Source organism: Leifsonia sp. HAY1-4F (assembly GCF_056755275.1).
On sequence record NZ_JBNDHX010000004.1, the window covers coordinates 58,308 to 80,775 of the forward strand.

Genomic DNA, 22,468 nt, shown 5'->3' on the forward strand with positions numbered 1-22,468 from the left:
TTCGAGAAGGGATCAGTGCGGCATCGTGCAGTGTTCTCGGGTCACTGCTTGACGCTTCCAGCGCTCAGGCCGGACTGCCAGAAGCGCTGCAAGAAGAGGAAGACCAGGACGATCGGGATGATCGTGATCAGGGATCCGGTGATGACCAGGTTGTAGATGGGCTGGGCGCCGACCCCGCCGGCCTGGGCGCTCCACTGGTTGAGGCCCACGGTGAGCGGGTACCAGGTGGGGTCGCTGAGCATGATCAACGGGAGGAAGTAGTTGTTCCACGTCGCGACGATGGAGAACAGCGCGACCGTGACCACCCCCGGGGTGAGGAGCTTGAGGGAGATCGTGAAGAACGTCCGCAGCTCGCTCGCGCCGTCGAGGCGCGCCGCCTCCAGCAGCTCCGTCGGCACCGAGTCGATCGTGTAGACCCAGATCAGGTAGAGCCCGAACGGGGTGATCAGCGACGGGATGATGATCGACCAGGGCGTGTTGGTCAGGCCCATCTGGCTGAAGAGCAGGAAGGTCGGCACAGCGAGCGCCGTGCCGGGGACGGCGACCGCGCCGAGAACGACGGCGAAGTAGGCCTTCTTACCGGGGAACTTGTACTTCGCCAGCCCGTATCCGGCTAGCGTCGCCAGCAGTGTCGCTCCCCCGGCCCCCGCCGCGACGTAGAGCAGCGTGTTGCCCAGCCAGCGCACGAAGATGCCGTCCTTGTACGTGAACGTCTCGACGATGTTGTCCCAGAGCGCGAACCTGCTGCCGAAGCTGAGACCGAACGTGCCGAACAGGTCGGACTGCGTCTTGCCTGCGTTGATCACCAGCCAGACCAGCGGGACCAGGGCGTAGACGAGGAACACCAGCATGACGATCGTCAGCGCGATCGACTTCCGGGGGCGCGCGAACGAGTACGCCTTCCGGGCCTTCGGCGAGATCCGGGCCTTCGGGGAGATGGTGCGAAGCGTGGTGGTCATCGGTCTTCCTTCCGGGTGCCGCGCAGCTGGACGACGTAGGCGATCACCGCGGTGATGACGCCCATCACGATGGCGATGGTCGCCGCGTAGTTGAACTGCTGCCCGGCGAACGAGAGGTTGTAGGCGTACAGGTTCGGGGTGAAGTACGACGAGATGGCGTTGTTGGCCAGCGGCTTCAGCACATTCGGCTCGTTGAACAGCTGGAAGCTGCCGATGATGGAGAAGATCGTCGCGATCGCGATCGCGCCGCGCGCCGCCGGCAGCTTGATCGCCCGGATGACCTGGAAGCGTCCGGCGCCGTCGATCTCGGCGGCTTCGTAGAGCTCGGCCGGGATGGTCTTCAGCGCCGAGTAGAAGATGAGCATGTTGTAGCCCACGTACTCCCAGGTGACGATGTTGCCGATCGAGGCAAGGATCCACTGCCCGCTGAGCGGTTGCAGCACCTCGCTCCCCAGGAAGTGGTTGATGTTCGCCGTCAGGCCGAAGTTGTTGCCGTACATGAAGCCCCACAGCAGGACGGCCACGACGGCCGGGACCGCGTACGGAAGGAAGATGACCATCCGGAACAACCCGCTCGCATACAGCCGCGCACCGTCGATCGCGAGTGCTGCCACCAGCGCCAGGATCAGCATGATCGGCACCTGGACGACGAGGAACAGCAGGACGCGGCCGAAGCCGTCCCAGAACTGCGGGTCGCTCAGCGCGTGGACGTAGTTGTCGAGGCCGACGAACGCGTTCCCGCCGATGAGCTTGTTCTGGAACAGGCTCAGATACAGCGCGTATCCCAGCGGGGCGATGAAGACGAGGACGAAGACCGCCGCGAACGGCGCAGTGAACTGCCAGCCGGCCCACTCCCGTTTCGCCTTCCTCGGTGTCGTCCGGGCAGGGGCTGCGACCTCACTGCGTCGTTGTTCCTGAATGGCCGTCATGCGCGTGCCTCCTCCAACTCCTCGCGAAGGACACGGACGTCCCACGCGTTCAACACCAGTTCGGTCCCGCTGGCGATCTCCGCTCCGCTGACCGCGTCGGTGACCGGCGACGAGACGGCGAGCGATCGCCGCTCCCAGCCCCAGTTGAAGACGAACCAGACGCGGGCTCCTCGCACCGTCCCGGACGACACGGTCACCGCTTGGGGTGCCTCCCGGAACGGCGTCCGCAGCGGCGCGGTCACCGCAGCGGCGACGACGCTTGCCGCGAGCGTGGCGTCGGGCACGGTTCCGACGACGGTGATGCGGCCCTCCCCGTGAACCGCGCTCGTGACGGCCGCGAAGTCCGCGAACCGTGGATGCGCGTACCGCGCGAGCGACTCGGCGCCCGTCGGGAGGAGCCCGTCGACCCATAGCCTGCCGCTGCCACCGGCGGGGATCCCGGACGCCGAATCGGACTCGACGCCGACCGGGGCTTCGAGGTTGGAGAACTCCTCGTACATCACCCCGGCGGCCTCGGCGAGCCCGGCGGGCGCGACTTCCACCCGGGCGCGTGCCTCGTCGTCGGCGTACGCCGTCCGCGGGCCGAGGACGAGGTGGCCGCCCGCAGCCGCGTAGTCGCGGAGCAGGGCCACGTCCTCATCGGTGCTGATGTACATCCCCGCGGCGATGAGCACCGGGAACCGGCGGACGAGCTCGCGGGCTCCGGCCTCCCGGGCCTGCTCGATGTGGAGGATGCGGACCTGCCGGCCGGCGTCGAGCGCTCCGCGGTAGAACGCATCCACCAGGTGCTCGTACGCGTCGTCGTCCTCGCCCAGACCGAAAGGCGGCATGAACTGCAGCGCGTACCGGCTCGGATTCGACCACAGGACGGCGACCTCAGCGTCGGGGACGAACCCCTCGAGCGACGACCCCAGGTGCTTGAGCTGTGCGCCGAGCTCGCTGACTTCCCCGTAGATGCGGCCGGGCACGAGACTGTGCGGGAGCACCCCGCCCCAGTAGGTCTCGGCGCCGAACGGCAGGGTGTGCCAGTGCCAGTACTCGATCATGGCGGCGCCCCGCGAGATGAAGGCGAAGGCCGCCTGGCGCAACTGGCCGGGGTAGGGCGGAAAGTTGCAGCTCGGCCCGTCGATGGACTGCGCATTGGTCTCGGTGATCAGGTACCGTGCCTGCTTCGAGGAGTACAGCCGATCGGCCTGGCGGAAGAGCCCGGCGACGCCGGTGGTGGTCCAGTCGTTGAGCCTGCCCAGCTCCGTGGAGGCGTCCAGCCGGTCCTGCATCCCGTAGTAGGGATTGCCCGAGGTGACATCGAGCGCGCGGAACACCGTGCGGTCGTCCACTCCGCGACGCGGGTACTGCAGGCAGGTCGTGACGAACTGGTCGTCGCGGGCGTACTCCCGGACGATCCCCGCCTGCCAGGAGATGAAGCCGGTGGTGACCTCGGCCTGGTAGCGGCGCCACGCGAGGTCGTACTGCGGGAACGTGTTCCCGTCCGGACGCCAGAGCTCGCTCCAGTCGTCGATGCGGTGCGACCAGTAGGTCAGTCCCCACTCGCGGTTCAGCGTCTGCACATCGCCGTACTTCTCGCGGAGCGATCGCACGAATCCGGTGAACACACCGTGGTTGTGGAGCAGTTCGAGACCGGGCTCGTTGTCGACCTGGTAGCCGATCACGGCCGGGTGGACGGCGTACCGGCCGACGATCCGCCGGATGACGCGCTCGGCGTGGAAGCGGAAGGCCGGGTGCGAGTAGTCGATTTCCTGCCGGGCGCCCCAGGCGATGCGTTCGCCTGTCGCGCGCTCTCCCGCGATCTCCGGGTAGGCGGTCTGCAGCCACGGCGGTACGGCATACGTCGGGGTCCCGAGAATCACCCGGATGCCACGCGCGTGTGCCTCGTCGAGGACGGTCGCCATCCATTCGAGCTCGAACTGACCGTCACGCGGCTCCCACGTCGACCACACCGACTCGCCTACACGGATCACCGTGATCCCCGCAGCGACCATGAGGTCCAGATCCTGCGTCAGCCGATCGGACTGGTGGTACTCGGGGTAGTAGGCCACCCCGAACAGGATCTCCGGGGGGAGGGCGGGCATCGTTGCAGGCATCGGTTTCGGGTACTCCGTCGTGTGTGGATTCCAAACTGTTTCCGATAACAGTTTCTGGATGCCGTACATTGTTACCGATAACAGTAAGCAAATGCAAATGCCATGATGGTCAAGCACGAGAATTGACCGAATGGACACTAACGGGGGGCACGACGTGGAGGAGCAACTCCGGGAGTCGGAACGAACGGACGGCGGGCACGAGCCCCACCGGCCCGACCCCGAGTCGGCCCGGCGCAGCACGACGATCTACGACATCGCTCGTGCTGCCGATGTCTCGCACCAGTCGGTCAGCCGCTACATGCGCGGCCTCGACATGCGACCGACGACCAAGGCGAAGATCGAGAAGGCGCTCGAGACCCTCAGTTACCGGCCCAACCTCTCCGCCCGGGCACTCATCACCGGCCGCTCCCACCGCATCGGCGCACTCACCCACGAGGTCAATCAGTACGGGCCCGGCCTGATCATCCAGGGCGCGACCACCGCTGCGCGCGAAGCCGGCTACCTGCTGGATGTGATCGCGCTCGACATGGCGGACCCGGACGAGCTCGACCAGGCTCTCGGCCAGCTCCTGCAGTACGACCTCGACGGCATCCTGGCGTTCGCGTCGACGGACAGCGTGAGGGCCGTCTTCGAGCAGATGGACTTCGGTGTGCCGGCCCTGATAGCGGCCGAAGAAGAGGACTTCCAGGTCGAATCGTCTTTCGAACGCCCGGGCGTCGGCCAGCTGGTCTCGCACCTCGTCGGGCTGGGCCACGAACGCATGTTGCATATCGCAGGTCCCGAACTGTATTCGGCCGCCAGGAACCGCCGGCGAGCGTTCGAAGCGGCGCTCCGGCATTTCGGGCTGGAGGCCGCCGGAACGGCGCAGGGCGACTGGTCCGCGCGGTCCGGCTACGAAGCGGTCATGGCCCTCCCCCTGGAGTCGCTTCCCACCGCGATCGTCGCCGGTAACGACCAGATGGCCCTCGGAGCCATCCACGCGCTCGCGGAGCGCGGCCTCCGCGTCCCCGACGACGTCAGCGTGACCGGAGTGGACGATACGCCCGAATCCGCGTACTTCACTCCGGCGCTGACGACGGTCCGCCTCGACTTCCGGGTCCAGGGCAAGAACGCTCTCGTCTCGCTGCTGAACGAGATCGGGGAGGGCGCCGACCGCCCCAGCTTCCTGCCGCCGCCCACGCTCGTGATGCGGGACTCCACCGGCCCGGTGGGAGGAGAGACGCGGGCGTAACCCATGAGCATGATCCGGTCTGTAGCGTTCAAGGCACCATCACCGGCCTATTTGCGGGCGGGGGTTACGGGAGTCGCCGGCAGGCGGCAACCCGCGATCCCTCGAGATTGGGATGGGGCAGCGCAGGCGCCCCGTTGATCGACCGGCTTGCGGGCGGGAACTTGATCCTCGTACCAGCAATTCGTGCTTGTACGCTCGCACCGTGGAAACCTATTTGACGCTCCCCGCTCTAAGTTCCTATGTTCTTGAGGAAAGCTGGGTTCTTGCCGTCACGGTGCAGCCGGCTGTAGTGACACTTGATTTGGACCTCTGCTACGCAACAGATCATCCGGAGTTGCGTGCTCCGCGCGATGGCGAATGGGCGTATTTCCGCCGAGGTTTGATCCGATTTACTGATGTCACATCGGTATCTTGGCAAGAAATGGGCCAGCGAGCCGCAACAGATGCCTCGGGCGAGAGCGACTGGGGACACATCGATTCGTTCGAATGGGCGGGAACGGCGTTCTCGCTCGAAGGAGATTTCGGCGTCGTTCAGCTACAGGCGGCGGCGGTAAATGTTGATCTCACCGGACCCGCATAAGTCTGTAGGCGGCCCGTAAGACGATCCTCGAGCGGAGCACCCGGCTGCCCAGTTGACAACGTGCCTTAGATCCCCGCGCTTCCCGATTCAGCGGTACAGCCAGGAGGCGGCGATGCCGAGTACGTCGACTATCACGGCAAACGCTCGACTGGGTTGAGCTGGTGTTCAATAGCGGCATGCAACGGCCTCGAGGCGCTTACCGGGTAGCCCTGATCATTGTGCTCGTGATCGTGCTTGCCTTCGCCCTCTATTTCATTCTTCGATATCCGTTGGGCTCGCAGGTGATCAGCTGAGGGCGGCGGCGAGACAACACAAAGGAGCCGTGGTGGACAAGCGAAAGTACTTCTGGGTGGTGCTGATCGGGATCGTCGTCGTTCTAGCAATCGTCTATCTGCTTACGCTGCATCATTGAGAACCTCGGCGCGCCGTCTGCGCTAATAGTGAAGCAAGAATGCGCCGCTTGCGGCGACGCTGAGATCGTTGCTTGCGCACTCTCACAACGAAGCCACCGTCAAGAGGGTCGACCGGCCATGGGGACGCACGCGCCCGCGAGCCGGTGGATGACCGAGCAAGGACAGGGATCCCTCAGCGCAAATGAGTACCACCGTCATTGTTCCGGCGAGGAGCCTGTATCGCTCGATTGAATCTGCCGCATGGGCTGCCCGCGGGTACGCGCCGCAGCGGCATTGGCGGCGGTGGGTGCGACCCGCCCGCTGAACGATCCTCGACCGCGAATCACCGTTCTGCACTTCCTCGTCCCCGGTCTCCGTCCGCATCACTCTGACCCTGTTACGAGATCCCGTCGTCTTCCGCGACCAGAGAGCCGTCGCAGAAGGCGCGTATTGGCTGTGGTCTTGCAAACGCGACGAAAAGCGGTCGTGTCTTCTCGATCCGGACTGTGTGGCGTTCGTTCGCCCCGACGGGAAACTCGAATACCCGACGAAGTTTGAAACTGAACGTGATGAACTTCTTGAGAATCAGCGTTTCGTCGACGCTGATCGTCAGCCACCCCCACATCTGATCGAAGACGAAAACGACGGAGTGCTTTTCACGCTCGCCCACCGTGAACTCGAGGGTGTGCGTCGTCGCCACGTGCCCCGGTCGGGCACTGCTGATCCGTCTTGAAGGATCGCGGCTCAGTGCGATGAACAGGAACACGGCCCATACGACAAACACGAATGCAACGAGGAAAAGGAGCCGTCCAATGGTGGCGCTGCCGGTGACAACGAAGAGTCCTCCGGCCAATGCCGCGATGGCGAGCGCAAGGGATACCCACGCCCATGTGACCACCGCGGGGCGAGAATCACTCATGTTTCGAGGATAGCGATGTCGCCGCGTTGGTGGTTGTTCAGCGGTCTCAAACGGGGCCGCTCCGCCCATTTTGCCACCACCGCGCAGATCTGCGAAGTCCGTCAGGGTTTGCAGGAGCGACCAGGCTAAGCCTCTGGCGGCTGCTCGCCGTGGACTGCCCCAACACGAAGCGCTCCGCGCCGACATTTTTGAACCGACGGCAGACTTCGTGCTTGAAGGGCGAAGTCGTGCCCCTCTGAACGGCTCTCCACGCACACAAAGCTACGCCAGGTTCACCACCGTCACGAAGCGTGCGTGCCTCCTCCATGCGCCCATCCGGCCGCACCTTTTATCCGAAGGGCACGGGCGCACGTAAGCCGATCCCCTACGAGGACGACGTCCAAGTAGTCGCCGCACCTCAGGCCTACCCAACCGACTGGCCGTTCTCCTCATCTCGATTGGGTCGCTTAGCGATTGCCCGACGTCGATGCTGAGCCGCGTTCGTTGCTGTAGGTCTCGTGGCGTTCGTGCGAACACCCACGCGAGCTGTGGCGAAGAGGACTGCGGCGATGAGGGCCGCCACGCCGCACAATGCAAGTGTGGCCATGTATCCGTAGAACTGATTTGAGAGGCCGGCGAGCACGCCTGCGATGAGCCAGCCCGTCGTGGACGCGTTCGCGAACAGCGACGTCGCTCGGCCCACAGCCGCCCGGCTCAAGTCTTGGAAGTAGCGGATACCTGCTGCCCCGACGACCGCGATCCCGACGCCACGTGCGATCTGACCGGCGGCAACAAGCTCGAACCTCCCAGTGATGGTTAGTGCGAAATAACCGGCGAAGACTGCCATCGCGCCGACGATGAGCAGTTTCTGGCTGACCCGAGTCGGAACGAGGGCGAGGCCGATCGTCGCAAGAACCTCCACGATCGCGCACGCACTGTAGAGCAGTCCGACATCGCCTTCCGGCCGCCCCATGATCTTCGTCAGGTATAGCGGCAATGCCACGGAGCCGGCGTACATGGAAGTGAAAAATAGGGCGACACTCGCAGTCAACGGTGCCAGCTCGATCGCGGCCGGAGGTGAAGACGCTCCTGCGTCAGCCGGAGCGTCGCTGCTCGCGTCGCCGCCTCGCGGGACCCGGATGGTCAGAATGATGAGGGCGGTGGCGAGGAGGACTGCCGAGCTGATGGCGAGAACGATGCCCAAACCGATGCGAGCGACAAGGAGGGAGCCGAAGAGCGGCCCTACTGCCCACGCCAGGGACCACCCCGACCGCAATAATGGCGCCGCGCGGCCCTCGACCGCACTGCCGGCTAACTTGACCCGGGCCAGAGCAAACAGCTGCGGGAACGCGGCCCCGACGGTCCCGAGAAGGATCACCCCGACGATCACCATGACCGTGAACGATGAGGTCAGGAGCAGCGCGGCGTAACCGACAGCGCCCGCGATAGCGGCAATGGCTGCATATGCCCGGCTTGGATGGCGATCAAAGCGTCTGCCCGCGAGCAAACTGGCGACGATGCTGCCCGCGGCCGGCGCGGAGACGAAGATGCCGAGTTGGACGGAGTCGAGACCGGCGCGGTTCGAGGCCCATAGGACGAGGTAGGAACTGGCCATTGAATCGGCGATGCCCAAGAGCACGATGGCTGCAACTACGGAACCCAGAGGGCGAGCCGCAGCAAGGAAGCCGCGATAGGCGCGTGCGTCGGATGTCACGCCAGCATCGTCGAGCCGACCACTGACATCGGGCGCCCGCATGCCGATCGTGCTCAGCGGTCGTGGTGGTCAACCTCGCTGGTAGGTTCCGTCGAGTCGCCCTCGAGCGAGAACATCGGCGTCCTGGGCCACCGATGAACGCGGATCGGACCCAGTCCCGACGACGAGAGGGACCCGGAGGGCGAACAGCTGAAAAATGTAGCGATGCGGTCCATGCGTCTTCGGGGGAGCAGGCCCGAAGTAGCCATCGCCGAGGGCCGATACCGCCAGTTGCACTCTGTGCCCGAGCGGGACGCTGAGATCGCCGCGGTCGAGGCTGGACACCGCCCCGTCCAGGAATGCGAGGCAGTGGAGATACGGCCGTCGGGTTGGGGCGTCGGGGTCTTCAACGACCAGAAGCAACTGCGCAGCCTGCGCAATCGGATTCCATGTCAGCGCGGGAGACAGGTTCTGGCCGCCCGCCCGTTCCGCGGCGTGCACCCGCGACAGGGCCCCGTAGTGAGCGAAGTCCGCGCTCTGAAGGTCGAGAGTGTCCGGGCCGGCAAGGTTCGGTGCGTCCCACATCAGTCCCGCCGGATCCATCCTCATGGTCGAGAAGGCTAGGCGAGGAAACTTGAAGAGCTCACAGCCAACGACCTTGCCAGCATGTTCTCGCCGCGACGGATGTACCCCAGAGCGGATCCCTCATCGGGCGCGCTGACGGAGCTCGCCTCGGCCTCCGCCGCAACTTTCCCCTCCCCCGGTCACCCCGCTAGGCGGACCACGGCTCTGCGGCGTGCGACAGCCAGACCTGCTGCGGGTCGAGGGAGCGGATGAGGCGCTGGCCCTCGGTCTCCGGAGCGTCGAGTTCGCCGAACCACACGGCCGTGTCGCCGGCGATGACGACGGGCCGATCCGCCGTCTCCACCACCACGATCTGCGAGCCGCGGGTGTGCCCGGGCGCGGGGACGAGCCGGATGCCAGGCAGCAGCTCGAGTTCGCCCTCGACCGGCGTGTACTCGACGCCCGGCGCATCCACCCAGTCCCGGATCGTGTAGTCGTCCGGGGTGCGCGCGTCGTCTAGTTCCGTCCGCTGCACATAGATGGGGGGGCCCGGGAAGAGGTGGTTTCCGCCGCAGTGGTCGAAGTGCAGGTGCGTGTTGACGACCGCGGTGATGCTGTCGAGATCGATGTCCGCGCGCTCGGTCAGGGGTTCCAGCTGCGGGTCCATGTCCGCGACGGCCGGGTGCAGGGCGGTCAGCCCGGTGTCGACCAGGATGCGGCCGTCCGGGTGATCGATGAGATGGACGAACACCGGCATCCGCTCCTCCTCCCCCACGAACAGGGTGGCGACGCGGATGGGAGTGACGGTGATGGACGCGGTCATGCCGACACAGTACCGGCATCGGGCACAAAAAATGCGAGGAATATCACCTCGCATTTCCAGAATATATCACATCAGGGGGCTTGCCGCAAGACGGGCCCTGCCGGGCAGAATGCTCTCTCGCGATCGAATCCGAGGGAAGGCAGGGCAGCGCCATGAGCACCGTCATCGTCAATCAGACCATCACCGCCGACGGGTACGCCGCCGGCATCGACCAGACCGAGGAGCGCCCGTTCGGCCAGGACGGCGGTGACGGATGGGGTGACCGGCTCCACGCGTGGATGTTCGACCAGGGGGACGAGAACCGGGCGGAGGTCGACCAGATGGCCGGCGCCCGCGCTCACATCATGGGCCGGAACATGTTCGGGCCGGTTCGCGGCGAGTGGGATCGCGACTGGAACGGGTGGTGGGGCGACAATCCACCGTTCCACGCTCCCGTCTTCGTGCTCTCCCACCACGCGCGCGAGCCGCAGCTCATGGAGGGCGGCACCATCTACCACTTCGTCACCGACGGCATCGAGTCGGCGCTGGCGCAGGCGCGGGAAGCGGCGGGCGACGGTGAGATCTCGATCCAGGGCGGTGCGGACACAATCAACCAGTACCTCGCGGCTGGGCTGGTCGACGAGTTACGGCTGCACATCGTCCCGTTCACCCTCGGCGCAGGCGCCCGCCTGTTCGACGGTGTGCCTCCACTGAATCTGGAGCAGGTCTACGCCCGAGCGGCGAGCACAGTCGTCCACGTCACCTACCGGGTAAAGCGGGACCCGATGAGAAGGAGCAGATGATGGCAACCGTCCTCTACATGTCGGTTTCGCTCGACGGATACGTGTCGACGAATCCGTGACACCCCCTTCCCCATTCTTCGCCTGATCGGACCGCGATGACCCTTGCCCTCCCGACCCCCTTCGCTCTCGATGCACATCCGGCCAAGGCCGCACCGGAGCTGATCGACGACGACGTGCGCCACTTCGCCCGGATCGAGGCGCGCCTGGCGGCCGAGCGGGATGAGGTCGACGGACGCCTCGCCGATCTGCTGGCGACACCCGGCGGCAACGGGCAGGAGGCGTACGAGCGGGAGGTGGAGATCGTCCGGTTGAACCGGCGCGCACGGTTGCTGCGCCGTTTCGGGGCCGACCTCTGCATCGGGAGGGTGGTGACGGGCGCGGGAACGATCTACATCGGTCGCGTCGGCGTGGCGGATGCCGACGGCGACAGGCTCCTGGTGGACTGGCGCACCCCGGCTGCGGAGCCGTTCTTCGGTGCGACGCTCGCGCATCCGATGGGAGCGACCTCCCGGCGCCGCTATCGCTGGACCGACCGTCGCGTGACGGATTACTGGGATGAGACGTTCACGGAAGCGGCCGCCTCCTCCCCCGCCGCGCTCGATGACCAGTCCGCGTTCATCGCCAGCCTCGGCGCGAGCCGGACTCCCCGGATGCGGGATGTGCTGGGCACCATCCAAGCGGACCAGGATGCGATCATCCGCGCCGATGGTCAGGGCACCCTCGTGGTCGACGGCGGACCGGGCACGGGCAAGACGGTGGTCGCGCTGCACCGCGCCGCCTACCTCTTGTACTCCGACCCACGACTGCAGAGCGGGCACGGGGGCGTGCTGTTCGTCGGACCGTCGCACGCCTACACCGACTACGTCGCCGACATCCTGCCGGGCCTCGGCGAGGAGGGTGTGCGCACCTGCACGCTCACCGACCTCGTGCCGGAGGGCACAGAAGCGGCTCGTGAGGCGGATCGCCGCATCGCGCTGCTCAAGGGAGACGGCCGGATGCCCGGGGCCGTCGAGGCCGCGATCAGGCTCTCCGAGCGTCCGCCGTCGCGCCCCACCGTGCTCGACACGCCCTGGGGCGAGCTCAGCATCGGCCAGAGGGAATGGGCGGAGGCGCTCGGCGCGGCGGACCCGGCCGCGCCCCACAACGACGCTCGGGCGGAGATCTGGGAGGCGCTGCTCGACATCCTGGTCGACATCCTCTCGACTCGGACCGGCGAGAGCGAGGCAGTACGTCACGGCCGCTGGAGCGCCGAAGGATGGGGGGATGCGGGATGGCGGGATGCGGGGTGGGACGACGACGGATGGGGCGATGCGGGGTGGGACGATGACGCGCCGCGCAGGGGGTTCGATGACGAGGAGGAGTTCGACGCATACGGCCTGTCCGGCGGACGGACGGACGCCGACGCGATCCGTCGATCATTGACCGCCGACGCCGACCTGCCGACCGTGTTCGACGCGGTGTGGCCGCTCCTCGACCCGGCCGCGGTCGTCCGGAGTCTGTGGACGTCCCCCGCCCTTCTGCTGCGCTGCGCGCCGTGGCTGACCGCCGAGCAGGCCGCGCTGCTCCAGCGATCGCCGTCCGGCCCGTGGACGGTGTCCGACCTCCCGCTCCTGGATGCGGCCCTGCAGCGTGCCGGCGACCCCGAGCGGGATCGCCGCCGCCGCACGGAAGCGGCGCGTGCCGCCGCCGACCGGGCCGTGATGGACGAGGTGATCCACGACCTCATCGCGACCGACGACTCCGACCTCAAGACGATGTCGATGCTGCGAGGCCAGGACCTCCGCGCTGCGCTCGACACCTACACCGGCCCGGCCGCGTCGTCCACCGACCTCCTCGCGGGCCCGTTCGCGCACATCATCGTGGACGAGGCGCAGGAGCTGAGGCCGGCCGAGTGGGCGATGATCACCCGGCGCGTCCCGTCGCGCAGCCTGACGGTCGTCGGCGATCGCGCGCAGGCCCGGCGCGGTTTTCCGGAGAGCTGGACCGAGCGCCTCGCCGAGGTCGGGTCCCCGGGCGCGACGGTGGCGATACTGTCCGTCAACTACCGGACACCGGTCGCCGTCATGGAGCAGGCCGAGCCGGTGATCCGGGCAGTCCTCCTCGACGCCAACGTGCCCACGTCGATCCGCGACAACGGCATCCCGGTACGGCATGCGCCGGCGATCGATCGCGACCGCATCCTCCGCGCCTGGCTCGACGCCCATCCGGAGGGCACCGCCTGCGTCATCGGCGACGATGCCTTCGCGGGGATGCCGCGCGTCCGCTCGCTCAGCGCCGCCGAGGCGAAGGGACTCGAATTCGACCTCGTGCTCCTCGTGGAACCTGGTCCGCGTCATGGCGGCACCACCCCCGATCGCGCGGCTGCCATCGAGGCGGCGGTCGACCGCTACGTGGCCATGACCCGGACGACCGGCGAACTCGTCATCCTCGACCCGACCGAATGCTGACTTCCCGCCCCGCTCCCCGTTGCGATACTTCGGACGACCATCCGCCGGCCGCTTTGGCCAACGAGAGGATGCGTAGGGGACCGCACGTAAGCGGGTCGGCAATTGACGCAGCCGATGATCGGTCGCGAGCACTGATGGGTCGATCAGGTCGTTAAGGCTTGGGTTTCACCTCGAGGCGCCAGCGCAGCCAAGAGCGGTCGCACAACCGATTGAGTTGGTTCCCGCGCGAAACGAAGACGGGCCTCAGCTCGTCCCGGGGACGTCTGTCGAGTTGTAGCTTTCCTGCACCGCGCTCGTCGAAGCCGCCTTCGTGAAGTTCACCGATGGTGACGCGGTTCTGGTCGCCTCCGTAACCGCCGAAAAGCGCGCACACCTGGCCGTCAACAAGTATGTTGTCTGCGCCTTCCTTGCCAACGCGGCGCACGGTCACGTCGCCGCCGCGGTCAATCTGAATTATCGGAAAGTCAGTGTATGTGCACGCGATAGCCCGGTCGTCGGTCACGTTGAGCGCGTAGCACTCGGAGACGACGTCCTCCGGTGCACCCGGGTCACGGAGCGATCTAGGCGCGTAGTCCCAATCCTTGGACAGCGAAGTATCAAACCGTGCGATACCCCAACGCCCCGGCGTCTCGGGTCCAGGGTGGTTCCATCCATGATTTCCATAGACGCCCTCATCGGAGTAGCCGACCCAGATTTCTCCAGCGCTCGTCGCCTGAAGATGCAGGATTCCCCCGCCAATTGTCCCCGCGGCAATTTCGCGGCCGTGCCCGTCGATGATGACAGCATTGCGGTCCGCGCCGGTGGGCCGCCACTCGCAGTCGGAGGTTGCGATCACAAAACCGCCCAGGAGTGGTTGAACGAATAAGGCGCCGCCGCGCCACGTTCGAGCCGCGGTTTCTACGACCTCGAAGACCTCTCGCTCACGCTGGCGCGAAACGTACCATCGGTCGGGCCTTCTGCCCGAAGCCCAGACCACAGTTGCATGGTTGTCAACATCGATGGAATAGCCGACCGTGGAGCAGTCGTCCGTCGGCGGAACGAGCGTAACGGGGTCAAGGGGGACGATTTCGGCGTGGCGGCCGGAAGAGATGGCCGCCCCGAAAGGACGATTCGAATCTGACAGCCTTGCGGCTTTCACCGCGGACTCAAGATGGAACCCTTCTCCGTGTCGTCGGGACGGCACCTCACTGTCAGCCATATTGGCAAGATCCTGTCACATCATGAGGCCGCACACTCAAGGATCGACCACTGAGACAGTTGCAGCTACTCCGCGTCTGCGGTGACGATGAACCCGTGACGAACTTCGCTGACGCCTGGAGAGCCTGGCGCTTCCGTAGGCGCAATCGACCTGGCGATCGCCAGCCAACATCCTTAGACCAGGCCGCCACCCAAGTATTGGAAACGTCTGCTTCGACGGCTCAGGAGGCGTATGCCGAGCTCATGAAGCAGCGAATAGCGCCACTGCTCCGCGCGAACGGCTTGATCGGTTCAGGTGGGCGGTTCTCTATGAAGTCAGAGACGCATTGGGCCCTGCTCGGCTTCCAGAAGTCCGTGTACAGCGACCGTTCCGAGGTCCGGTTCACGGTCAACCTGCTAGTGGTCCACCGAGACAAGTGGGATGAACTGGTGGCTCGCGCGCCGCACTACGGACCGAATCCAACGCCCACTATCACCTACCCGGCGCCCGTGCGGTGCGCACGGATCGGGCAGCTCGCCGAAGATCAAGCGGACAAGTGGTGGCGGATTTATCCAGGCCAGGACCTCGACCTTCTCATGTCGGATCTGCAGGGCGACCTCCTGTGATCCGCGTTGCCCTGGATGCGACAACAGATCGCGACGACTACTGCACCGCCAGGGCGCGATATCGCCGGTGTGGACGGGTCGGCCCTCCGGGCGTTCCGTCGTGGAGCGGGGCCGCCTCCCGGATGGAAGGCGGCCCCGCTCTTCGCCGCTGCTCAGCCCTGCTGCAGCGACAGGTAGAACACGTCCTCGTTCTCGGTCTGGTTGAGGTCGTGCACCGTGGGGTCGGCGTCGATGATCGGCACCTGCACCTGGATGGCGTCCTCGCCCACGCTCTTCCACGTGAGCGGGGTGCGGTTGCCGAACAGGTCGACTCGATCGAGGGACTTCACGTTCTTCACGTCGCGCAGTGTGACGGTGATCGTCGGGTTCCCGAAGTTCAGGTGGATGGTGTCACCCGTCTGCTGATCCTCGAAGATGTCGGCCTGGTTCTGGCGCTTGAGGTCGATCGCGAGCACCACGTGCTTGTCGTCGAGCCGGAAGCCGTTCGCCGTCGAGAGCGCTTCGTTCAGTTCGGGCTTCAGACCCGGGGAGGTCGAGAAGTCCGTGTAAGTCTCCGCCTTCGTGCCGCGCAGGAGGCCGGCGAGCGCGACCAGCGTCTTGCCCTTGGTGCTCAGGCCGCTGCCGCTGCGGATCGTGCGGTTGTACCCGAACGCGGCGGGGTCATTGGGTGACCAGTCGGCGAAGTAGATCAGCTTGGTCTGATCGAGGTTCTTCGTGCCCTTGGACAGCGCCCACTCGAACACCCGCGGGTAGATGTCCGCGATGAACTTGTCCTCGGTGGTGAAACCGATCTCGGTCTGCCATACGGAGGGGTTCTTGATGCCGCGCTTCTGCGCCGCCGCGTAGATGGTCTGCATGGTGCCGATCGGCATGTAGTGCATGTCGTAGACGTCGATGGTCTTCCATGCGTGCCACTTGTCGAGCAGCGCGATGTACTCGCTGAGCGGGGCGCCGCAGATCCAGCCGCCGTAGACCAGCTTGACGCCGGCGTCGTGGAGGACCTTTGCGGCGGGGAGCTGGATGTCCTGCATGTACTGGTCCATGCCGCCTTCCCAGAAGCCGGATCCCGGGTACGCCTCGTTCCAGACCTGGAAGTAGGTGATGCCGAGGGGCTTGAGGGTGTCGACCGCGAGCTTCACGAAGTTCGCGAAGTCGGCCGGGTCCTGCGGAGGAGTGCGGCCGATGCTGGTCTGGACCGTGCTCGTGGAGAGCACGGTACCGTTGGCGCCCTTGGTGACCAGCTGGCGGGTGAAGTTGCCGTTCTGCTCCGAGATCACAGGGCCGTAGACGTAGGTCGTGCCGTGGAAGTCGTAGCTGTAGCCGGTCCGGTTCGCTGCCCAGCCGGCCGTGTAGTCGAGCACGGGCAGGATGGTCTCGCCATGCGCCTTCGCCTGGGTGAACTGCCGCACGTACTCCGCCAGCGCCGCGTGGTCGATCTGGCCCTTGGCGGGTTCGACGTGCCCCCAGTCGAAGTCCTGCCGCGACCATTGCATTCCAGCGGTCAGGCCCGTGGAGCCGGCCTGGTTGACGCCGGCGAACGCGCGGAACGGCTCGCCGAGCACGTACGGGAGGTCGGCGACCGCGCTCGGTGCGCCCGTCGATGAGATGGCCACCGCCTTGAGGTCCGTGTCGGCCGTGATCGGGATCGGTCCGGCGTAGGTCTTCGCGGTCGCGGAGGTCGTCGGATCGGTGCCGTCCGTCGTGTACGCGATGCACGCGCCCGCAGTGGCGCTCGACAGCGTCACGCTGTCCCCGACGGTGATGGCGCCCGGTCCAGGGGTCGCGGTGACGACGGCGGGCGGTGTCGAGAGCTGGGTGGTTACCGTCGCCTTCAGCTTGCCGGGCACCCACCAGGCCGAGACACCGTCGTCGACGAACAGGATGTCGTCGCCCTTCGCGGCGGCGAGGTTCAGGTCGAAGGAGGTCGCAGTGCCCGTGTAGGTGAAGAGCTGCGCGAACGCGCCCGGGTTGCCGATCGCGTTCGGGTCGCCGTCGTGTGAGACGAGCACGCGGAAGCGGCCTCCCGGCGACGTGAACGAGCCGGCGATATGGACGTTCTTGCCGTCCGCCGCATCCGGGACCGTGTACGTCTCGGCGATCTGGCGCCAGTCGGTTCCGATCGAGCCGTCGGCCTTCACGAACCAGGCGTGCTCCGGCTTGCTGGTGTCGGCGGCCCACTCGTCGCTCGCGAAGACGCCGGAGCCGCCCTTCTTGAGCATGCCGACCGTGCCGCCGTCGATGGACTCGTACGACCAGCGGCCGGCCGCCACGACGTTCGAGTCGAGGCGGTAGTCGGGCACGTTGTCCGACGTAGGGTTCGGCACGGCGGCCGGGCAGTCCGCGGGCGCTGCCGCCGTGGATGCTCGGCCCGATTGAGCGGTACTTGGATGCGCAATTGCTTGCGCCGATGTAGGAATCGCGACCGTGCCCACAAGAGCAAGCGCGGCCACGACGGATAACGATCGAATCTTCACAGTGAACTCCGTCGTTCGAAATGGGATCGAGAACGCGCCGGAATCGCGCGGTTGGGCCAGAGTAGAGCCCGCCCACTGCGTGTGTCAATCGTTTGCACCGGCCGCCGGCCGGGAACGATCGGGGCTTGCGCTCGAGGCGGTGGCAGCACCATCCTGGGGCGTGCAAGTGATTGCGCTACCAGCTACAGCCAACCACCACGACGGCGTGTGTGCGCCGTGACGAATCCAGGAGTCACGAAGATGAACGACGATCAGACCGAGGCGTCCGCGAGCTCTCCGAGGCGGCCCATCCCGCGCCGGATCTTCCTCGGCGCCGCCGCAGCGGCATCCGCCTCCGTGGTGCTCGCGGCCGCCGCACCGCCTTCCCGTGCGTCGGCCTCACCGCTCGGCCTACGACCGATGACCGACTCCCCGAACGCGTCTCCGGACGGCACGACCATCCCGTCCGCGGCATCCATCACAGACAACGGCGGCCACGTCTGGACTCTCTCGGGCGGGGTCATCTACCGCGACGGCGCGACGGTGGGGAACACCTACAACGTGTCGCTGCTGCTCTGGTACGGGGGCATGGTCTACCACTGCGGCACAGGGGGCCAGTGGTACGTGGTCCTGGGCAGCGTCTGGCGACCGTGCAGCGACCCGCGCATCCCGCTCTCGGCTCCGGCCGGATCGATGTACGGCGTCAACGTGCACCGCGACACGGCGCTGACGCCCGCGGATGTGGCCGCGGCGATGGGCGCGCTCGGAGCGTCCGTGCTCCGGGTCAACACAGGAGGCAGTGCGGGCACGATCGGTCAAGCGGCGTCGATCGCCCAGGCCGTTCACGCCGCGGGCTTGAAGATCATGCCCGTGATCGACGCCGGCCTGCGCGACTCCAACCAGAACCTGGCCTATTCCACGGAATCGGGGGCCTATTCGGCCTCCCACGCGATCGGAGCGAACGTCGCGACCGCGATGGCGCCCTACGGGGTCACGATGTACGAGTGCGGCAACGAGCTCACCCGCGATGGCTACATCATCCTGCCCGGGGAGGTGGGCGACGCGGGCACCAAGGCGATCGACTTCGACAACACCAACTGGCCGCTCATGCGCGGCTTCATGCGGGGCCTGATCGATGGAGTCAAGTCGGTTCAGCCATCGGCACTCTGCGGCATCAACTTCTGCAAGTCGGACGTCGGCGCCTCCGACGCCCTCTGGGACGGCATGCAGCCGGACGGCACAGGAGGCCACCCGACGGTGCGCTGGGACCTCACCACGTGGCACAACTACGAGGTCGACGGCGACATCTTCCACATCGGCACCGACGGATCCGGCCCCTCGTTCAACCTGCCCATCTACGTCAAGGCCCGCTACGGAAAGCCGTTCCTGATGACCGAGTGGAACTCCGGCCCCGAGCAGAGCCTCGACCATCGTGCCTCCTACATCGCGACGCAGCTGGAGGAGTTCCGCACCGCGCGGACCACCGTGGCCTTCCAGTCCGGCATGTACTTCGACCTCGACGGCTGGACGGAGTGGGGTCTCACGAGCGGCGACGGGACACCGCTCGACCCGCCATACCACGCCTACCAGAGCTACGTCACGGCGCATCCCGATGCTGTCCCGAGCCTGGCGCCGATCGGCGCCACCATCTCGCTGAAGTGCTGGAACGGGCTCTATGCAAGCACCCGGACCGATGAGGGCGCCACCGCGCCAGTGAAGGCCGTGGCCACGACCGTGCGCACCTGGGAGAAGTTCACGGTCGTGGACGCAGGCGGCGGTGCGATCGCCCTGCGCGCACTCGCGAACGGCAACTATGTGAGCGCGTGGAAGGATACGACGGGCTTTCCGCTCGAGGCACAGGTAACGGCGATCGGCGAGCGGGAGAAGTTCCGCTGGGTGGTCACCGGCACAGCGGGTGCCGGCCTCGTGGCACTGGTGAACGGGCAGTTGGTGAGCGCGCAGGACACGAGCGGCACGCCGCTGATGGCCGAGGCGGCGCGGCTGAAGGAGAAGGAGACGTTCGAGTGGAGGAGTGCGTGACGAGCGCGGGGTAGGTCTCACATCACGTCGTACGGCTCCAGGGTCGGCCCGACGGTGGAGCGCCCCAGCACGAATCGCGGCGCGACGTACTCCACGCCGGGCTGGCCGCCTCCGCCGATCACGGTGAGGAGCCGCTCAGCGGCCTTCTCTCCGACGGCGCTGAGCTCTGGGTCGAAAGTGGTGAGCGGGTCGTCGGGGCGCTGGACGCCGGCCAGGCGGTTGTCGTAGCCGACGATCGCGATGTCGTCGGGGACCCGGATGCCGTGCCGGTGGAAGGTCGCGAACAGGCCCATGGCGATCTCATCGTTCGCGGCGAAGATCGCATCGACCGGCTCCCCGGCGGCGATGATCCGCTCGGCAGCGTCGGTGCCCCAGCGCTGCAGGTAGCTGCCGTAGAGCGGGCCGCCCATCGCGATCCTCATGCCCGCGGCGGCCATTGCCTCGGTGAAGCCGGCGGCGCGCGCATCCACCGCAGGCTCGTGGACCGCGGCCGTGACGTGCGCGATATTGCGGCGGCCGAGGCCGATCAGGTGCTCGGCGGCTGTGCGGCCGGCGCCGCGGTTGTCCGGTGCGACCACGTAGTCCGTCTCGGGGGTGGCCGACGAGGAGGCGAACACGACCGGCACCGAGAAGTCCTCGGACAGCACCAGGCTCGCCCGGTTCGGATCGTCGCCGACGACGAGGAGGCCGTCGATACGGCGCGAGCGGAGGCGCTTGAGGTTGTCGTTGAGCCGGCGTGGCGCACCGCGCGCGTCGAGCGTGACGGCCGCGATGTTCTCCCGGCCGAGATAGTCGGTCGCGCCCACGATGAGCGGCATGCTGAACCGGCCGCGTGCCGCCTCGGCCAGCACGCCGACGATGAAGCTGCGGCCGGTGACGAAGGAACGCGCGATCATGTCGGGCTGAAACTGGAGGCGCTCCGCGGTCTCGATGACCTTTGCGCGGGTCTCGGGGGAAACCCGGCCCACGCCCCCAAGGGCTCGGGAGGCGGTGGTCAGCGAGACGCCCGCGGCGCGCGCGACGTCGCTCATGCTGGCTCGCTTGGTCATCAGTCCTCCTCGAGAGTGGCGTTCACCCCAACGGTAGGGCACTCGCGCCCCGCCTGCCATCGGCGTGAGAGCGATTCCACTACCGGTCGTCGACGCGTCGGGTCGACCGGGTCCCCCGCGTGTCCATCCTCCGGGGCGGGCGCAAACTGTTGCAGTCCATCCCAACCCAGGCTATGGCACCTTGCGCAGAGTCGCGCAATCAATTGCGCATTTTCTACTCGACCTTGCTTTTGACCAAAGCATGCGGCAGACTGCGGGTGCGAAAGCATTTGCGCTACATCACCCCCACCCGGAGAACGCGGCCTCCCCAGGCCGCTGCAATCAAGGAGTTTCAATGATGAAACCATCGCGAAAGGCGATCGTCGCCGCAGCGAGCGGCGTCGCCGTCCTCGCCGCACTGGTCGGATGCTCCAACTCGCCCGGCTCGGACGCCGGCAGCGGAAAAGTGACCATCACCATCGGCAACCGCCCGACCACGTCCGACGCCGACAACCGCGCCTACTACGACAAGCAGGTCAAGGCGTTCGAGAAGGCCAACCCCGACATCACGCTCAAGCCGAGCGAGACCGTCTGGGACGCATCGACCTTCCAGGCGCTCGTGGCCGGCGGCAACCTCCCCGACGTGCTCAGCGTGCCGTTCACCGAGCCGCAGGGTCTGATCGCCCGCAAGCAGGTCGCCGACCTCACCGACGCGCTCAAGCAGACCAAGCTCGGCGGCCAGCTCAACCCGACCGTCCTCAAGGTGGCGCAGGACAGTGGCGGCCACACGTACGGGGTGCCGATCACCGCGTATTCCGTCGGCCTCGTCTACAACCGCGACCTGTTCGCCAAGGCCGGGCTCGACCCCGACAAGCCGCCGGCGACGTGGGACGAGGTCCGCGCCGACGCCAAACAGATTGCCCAGAAGACCGGCGCCGTCGGCTACGCGCAGCTCAGCACCAAGAACCAGGGCGGCTGGATGTTCACCACGCAGACGTACGCATTCGGTGGCACGATCGAGAACGCGGCGGGCACGAAGGTGACGTTCGACGACACCCCGTCGAAGGATGCGCTGCAGGCCCTCCACGACATGCGCTGGACGGACCATTCGATGGGCACCACCACCCTCTACGACCTGGACAGCATGGCGCAGGGCTTCGCGGCCGGGAAGATCGGCATGTTCATGTCGGCGCCCGACCAGTACTCGGCGTCCGTCGTGACCAACGGGATGGACCCGAAGAACTTCGGCGTCGGCGGCCTTCCCCAGAACGGCGGCGCCCACGGCACCCTTTCCGGCGGTGCTGCCGAGGTGGTCAACCCCGGCGCGACTGCGGAGCAGAAGGTCGCCGCGCTCAAGTGGATCCAGTTCTTCTACCTCACCAAGTACCAGGACCAGTCCGCCGCGGTGGCGCAGGCCAAGGCGCAGGCGGCTGACAAGCAGCCTGTCGGTCTCCCCGGCCTCCCGGTCATGGGCGCCGACCAGCAGGCGAAGTACGACGAGTGGATCAAGCCGTACGTCAACGTACCGGTGAGCAACTTCGACCCGTATGTGAAGGTCGCGGCGGATCAGAGGATCATCCCCGAACCGCCGGCACAGGCCCAGGAGGTCTACGCGGCGCTCGATCCCGTGGTGCAGGCGGTGCTGTCCGACCAGAACGCGGACATCCCGTCGCTGCTCTCGAAGGCGGCGACCACCGTCCAGGCCAAGCTCGGACGCTGATCCGCCCACTGTCCGGCGCGTACC

At 66.7% G+C, this 22,468-nt stretch carries 17 protein-coding genes; 7 read left to right on the forward strand and 10 right to left on the reverse strand.

Annotation, left to right across the window (positions count from 1 at the left end):
* Positions 1-41: 41 nt before the first annotated feature.
* From ACPYOG_RS01790 to ACPYOG_RS01800, 3 genes are all read right to left on the reverse strand, one after another.
* A complete protein-coding gene (locus tag ACPYOG_RS01790) occupies positions 42-851 on the reverse strand; it encodes a carbohydrate ABC transporter permease (protein WP_481292569.1) in 810 nt (269 codons plus the stop codon).
* Between the two features lie 104 nt (positions 852-955).
* Complete coding sequence (locus ACPYOG_RS01795) at positions 956-1,888, reverse strand: carbohydrate ABC transporter permease (protein ID WP_481292544.1); 933 nt, start codon at positions 1,886-1,888, stop codon at positions 956-958.
* Positions 1,885-3,990, reverse strand: coding sequence for a beta-galactosidase (locus ACPYOG_RS01800; protein ID WP_481292545.1), 2,106 nt, complete (start codon positions 3,988-3,990; stop codon positions 1,885-1,887). Before ACPYOG_RS01800 ends, ACPYOG_RS01795 begins: the two co-directional genes overlap by 4 nt.
* 130 nt (positions 3,991-4,120) lie before the next feature.
* Between ACPYOG_RS01800 and ACPYOG_RS01805 the strand changes: the two genes are divergently transcribed.
* A complete protein-coding gene (locus tag ACPYOG_RS01805) occupies positions 4,121-5,221 on the forward strand; it encodes a LacI family DNA-binding transcriptional regulator (protein ID WP_481292546.1) in 1,101 nt (366 codons plus the stop codon).
* A 202-nt stretch (positions 5,222-5,423) separates the two neighbouring features.
* Positions 5,424-5,801 (forward strand): hypothetical protein, encoded by a 378-nt coding sequence (locus tag ACPYOG_RS01810; RefSeq protein ID WP_481292547.1) that lies wholly within the window; start codon positions 5,424-5,426, stop codon positions 5,799-5,801.
* Between the two features lie 789 nt (positions 5,802-6,590).
* Here the strand turns inward: ACPYOG_RS01810 and ACPYOG_RS01815 are convergent.
* The 4 genes from ACPYOG_RS01815 to ACPYOG_RS01830 all read right to left on the reverse strand — a co-directional run bounded on the left by ACPYOG_RS01815 (position 6,591) and on the right by ACPYOG_RS01830 (position 10,171).
* Positions 6,591-7,112, reverse strand: a complete 522-nt coding sequence (locus tag ACPYOG_RS01815) for a hypothetical protein (protein WP_481292548.1) — start codon at positions 7,110-7,112, stop codon at positions 6,591-6,593.
* 403 nt (positions 7,113-7,515) lie between these two features.
* Positions 7,516-8,805 carry an MFS transporter gene (locus ACPYOG_RS01820; protein WP_481292549.1) on the reverse strand — a complete coding sequence of 430 codons (1,290 nt, stop codon included), beginning with the start codon at positions 8,803-8,805 and terminating at the stop codon, positions 7,516-7,518.
* Between the two features lie 69 nt (positions 8,806-8,874).
* A complete protein-coding gene (locus ACPYOG_RS01825; RefSeq protein ID WP_481292550.1) occupies positions 8,875-9,387 on the reverse strand; it encodes a YbhB/YbcL family Raf kinase inhibitor-like protein in 513 nt (170 codons plus the stop codon).
* A 169-nt stretch (positions 9,388-9,556) separates the two neighbouring features.
* On the reverse strand, positions 9,557-10,171 hold the full coding sequence (locus ACPYOG_RS01830; RefSeq protein WP_481292551.1) for an N-acyl homoserine lactonase family protein: 615 nt from the start codon (positions 10,169-10,171) through the stop codon (positions 9,557-9,559).
* A gap of 152 nt (positions 10,172-10,323) precedes the next feature.
* On the opposite strand from ACPYOG_RS01830, the gene ACPYOG_RS01835 reads away from it, so the two are divergent.
* Entirely contained in the window at positions 10,324-10,953 is a 630-nt protein-coding gene (locus ACPYOG_RS01835) for a dihydrofolate reductase family protein (protein ID WP_481292552.1), read from the forward strand.
* Between the two features lie 95 nt (positions 10,954-11,048).
* Positions 11,049-13,400, forward strand: coding sequence for a HelD family protein (locus ACPYOG_RS01840; protein WP_481292553.1), 2,352 nt, complete (start codon positions 11,049-11,051; stop codon positions 13,398-13,400).
* Positions 13,401-13,551: 151 nt separating this feature from the next.
* Here ACPYOG_RS01840 and ACPYOG_RS01845 read toward each other — a convergent pair whose 3' ends face one another.
* Positions 13,552-14,598: a hypothetical protein gene (locus ACPYOG_RS01845; RefSeq protein ID WP_481292554.1), complete on the reverse strand. Its 1,047-nt coding sequence runs from the start codon at positions 14,596-14,598 to the stop codon at positions 13,552-13,554.
* A 242-nt stretch (positions 14,599-14,840) separates the two neighbouring features.
* On the opposite strand from ACPYOG_RS01845, the gene ACPYOG_RS01850 reads away from it, so the two are divergent.
* Positions 14,841-15,203 (forward strand): DUF4304 domain-containing protein, encoded by a 363-nt coding sequence (locus tag ACPYOG_RS01850; RefSeq protein WP_481292570.1) that lies wholly within the window; start codon positions 14,841-14,843, stop codon positions 15,201-15,203.
* A gap of 152 nt (positions 15,204-15,355) precedes the next feature.
* Here the strand turns inward: ACPYOG_RS01850 and ACPYOG_RS01855 are convergent, their stop codons facing one another.
* Entirely contained in the window at positions 15,356-17,503 is a 2,148-nt protein-coding gene (locus ACPYOG_RS01855; protein WP_481292555.1) for a chitobiase/beta-hexosaminidase C-terminal domain-containing protein, read from the reverse strand.
* A gap of 414 nt (positions 17,504-17,917) precedes the next feature.
* Between ACPYOG_RS01855 and ACPYOG_RS01860 the strand changes: the two genes are divergently transcribed.
* The gene (locus ACPYOG_RS01860) at positions 17,918-19,696 is read left to right on the forward strand and encodes a fascin domain-containing protein (protein WP_481292556.1); all 1,779 of its coding nucleotides are present in this window, start codon (positions 17,918-17,920) and stop codon (positions 19,694-19,696) included.
* Positions 19,697-19,713: 17 nt separating this feature from the next.
* On the opposite strand, the gene ACPYOG_RS01865 is transcribed toward ACPYOG_RS01860, so the two are convergent.
* Positions 19,714-20,745: a LacI family DNA-binding transcriptional regulator gene (locus ACPYOG_RS01865; protein ID WP_481292557.1), complete on the reverse strand. Its 1,032-nt coding sequence runs from the start codon at positions 20,743-20,745 to the stop codon at positions 19,714-19,716.
* A gap of 337 nt (positions 20,746-21,082) precedes the next feature.
* Here ACPYOG_RS01865 and ACPYOG_RS01870 point away from each other — a divergent pair, with 337 nt between their 5' ends.
* Positions 21,083-22,444: an extracellular solute-binding protein gene (locus ACPYOG_RS01870; protein WP_481292558.1), complete on the forward strand. Its 1,362-nt coding sequence runs from the start codon at positions 21,083-21,085 to the stop codon at positions 22,442-22,444.
* The last annotated feature ends 24 nt before the right edge of the window (positions 22,445-22,468 follow it).

Coding starts and splice junctions, on each gene's coding strand:
- ACPYOG_RS01790 (WP_481292569.1), bottom strand. CDS start 851: ATGCTGGTGTTCCTCGTCTACGCCCTGGTCCCGCTGGTCTGGCTGGTG.
- ACPYOG_RS01795 (WP_481292544.1), bottom strand. CDS start 1,888: ATGACGGCCATTCAGGAACAACGACGCAGTGAGGTCGCAGCCCCTGCC.
- ACPYOG_RS01800 (WP_481292545.1), bottom strand. CDS start 3,990: ATGCCTGCAACGATGCCCGCCCTCCCCCCGGAGATCCTGTTCGGGGTG.
- ACPYOG_RS01805 (WP_481292546.1), top strand. CDS start 4,121: ATGGACACTAACGGGGGGCACGACGTGGAGGAGCAACTCCGGGAGTCG.
- ACPYOG_RS01815 (WP_481292548.1), bottom strand. CDS start 7,112: ATGAGTGATTCTCGCCCCGCGGTGGTCACATGGGCGTGGGTATCCCTT.
- ACPYOG_RS01825 (WP_481292550.1), bottom strand. CDS start 9,387: ATGGATCCGGCGGGACTGATGTGGGACGCACCGAACCTTGCCGGCCCG.
- ACPYOG_RS01830 (WP_481292551.1), bottom strand. CDS start 10,171: ATGACCGCGTCCATCACCGTCACTCCCATCCGCGTCGCCACCCTGTTC.
- ACPYOG_RS01835 (WP_481292552.1), top strand. CDS start 10,324: ATGAGCACCGTCATCGTCAATCAGACCATCACCGCCGACGGGTACGCC.
- ACPYOG_RS01840 (WP_481292553.1), top strand. CDS start 11,049: ATGACCCTTGCCCTCCCGACCCCCTTCGCTCTCGATGCACATCCGGCC.
- ACPYOG_RS01845 (WP_481292554.1), bottom strand. CDS start 14,598: ATGGCTGACAGTGAGGTGCCGTCCCGACGACACGGAGAAGGGTTCCAT.
- ACPYOG_RS01850 (WP_481292570.1), top strand. CDS start 14,841: ATGAAGCAGCGAATAGCGCCACTGCTCCGCGCGAACGGCTTGATCGGT.
- ACPYOG_RS01860 (WP_481292556.1), top strand. CDS start 17,918: ATGAACGACGATCAGACCGAGGCGTCCGCGAGCTCTCCGAGGCGGCCC.
- ACPYOG_RS01865 (WP_481292557.1), bottom strand. CDS start 20,745: ATGACCAAGCGAGCCAGCATGAGCGACGTCGCGCGCGCCGCGGGCGTC.
- ACPYOG_RS01870 (WP_481292558.1), top strand. CDS start 21,083: ATGAAACCATCGCGAAAGGCGATCGTCGCCGCAGCGAGCGGCGTCGCC.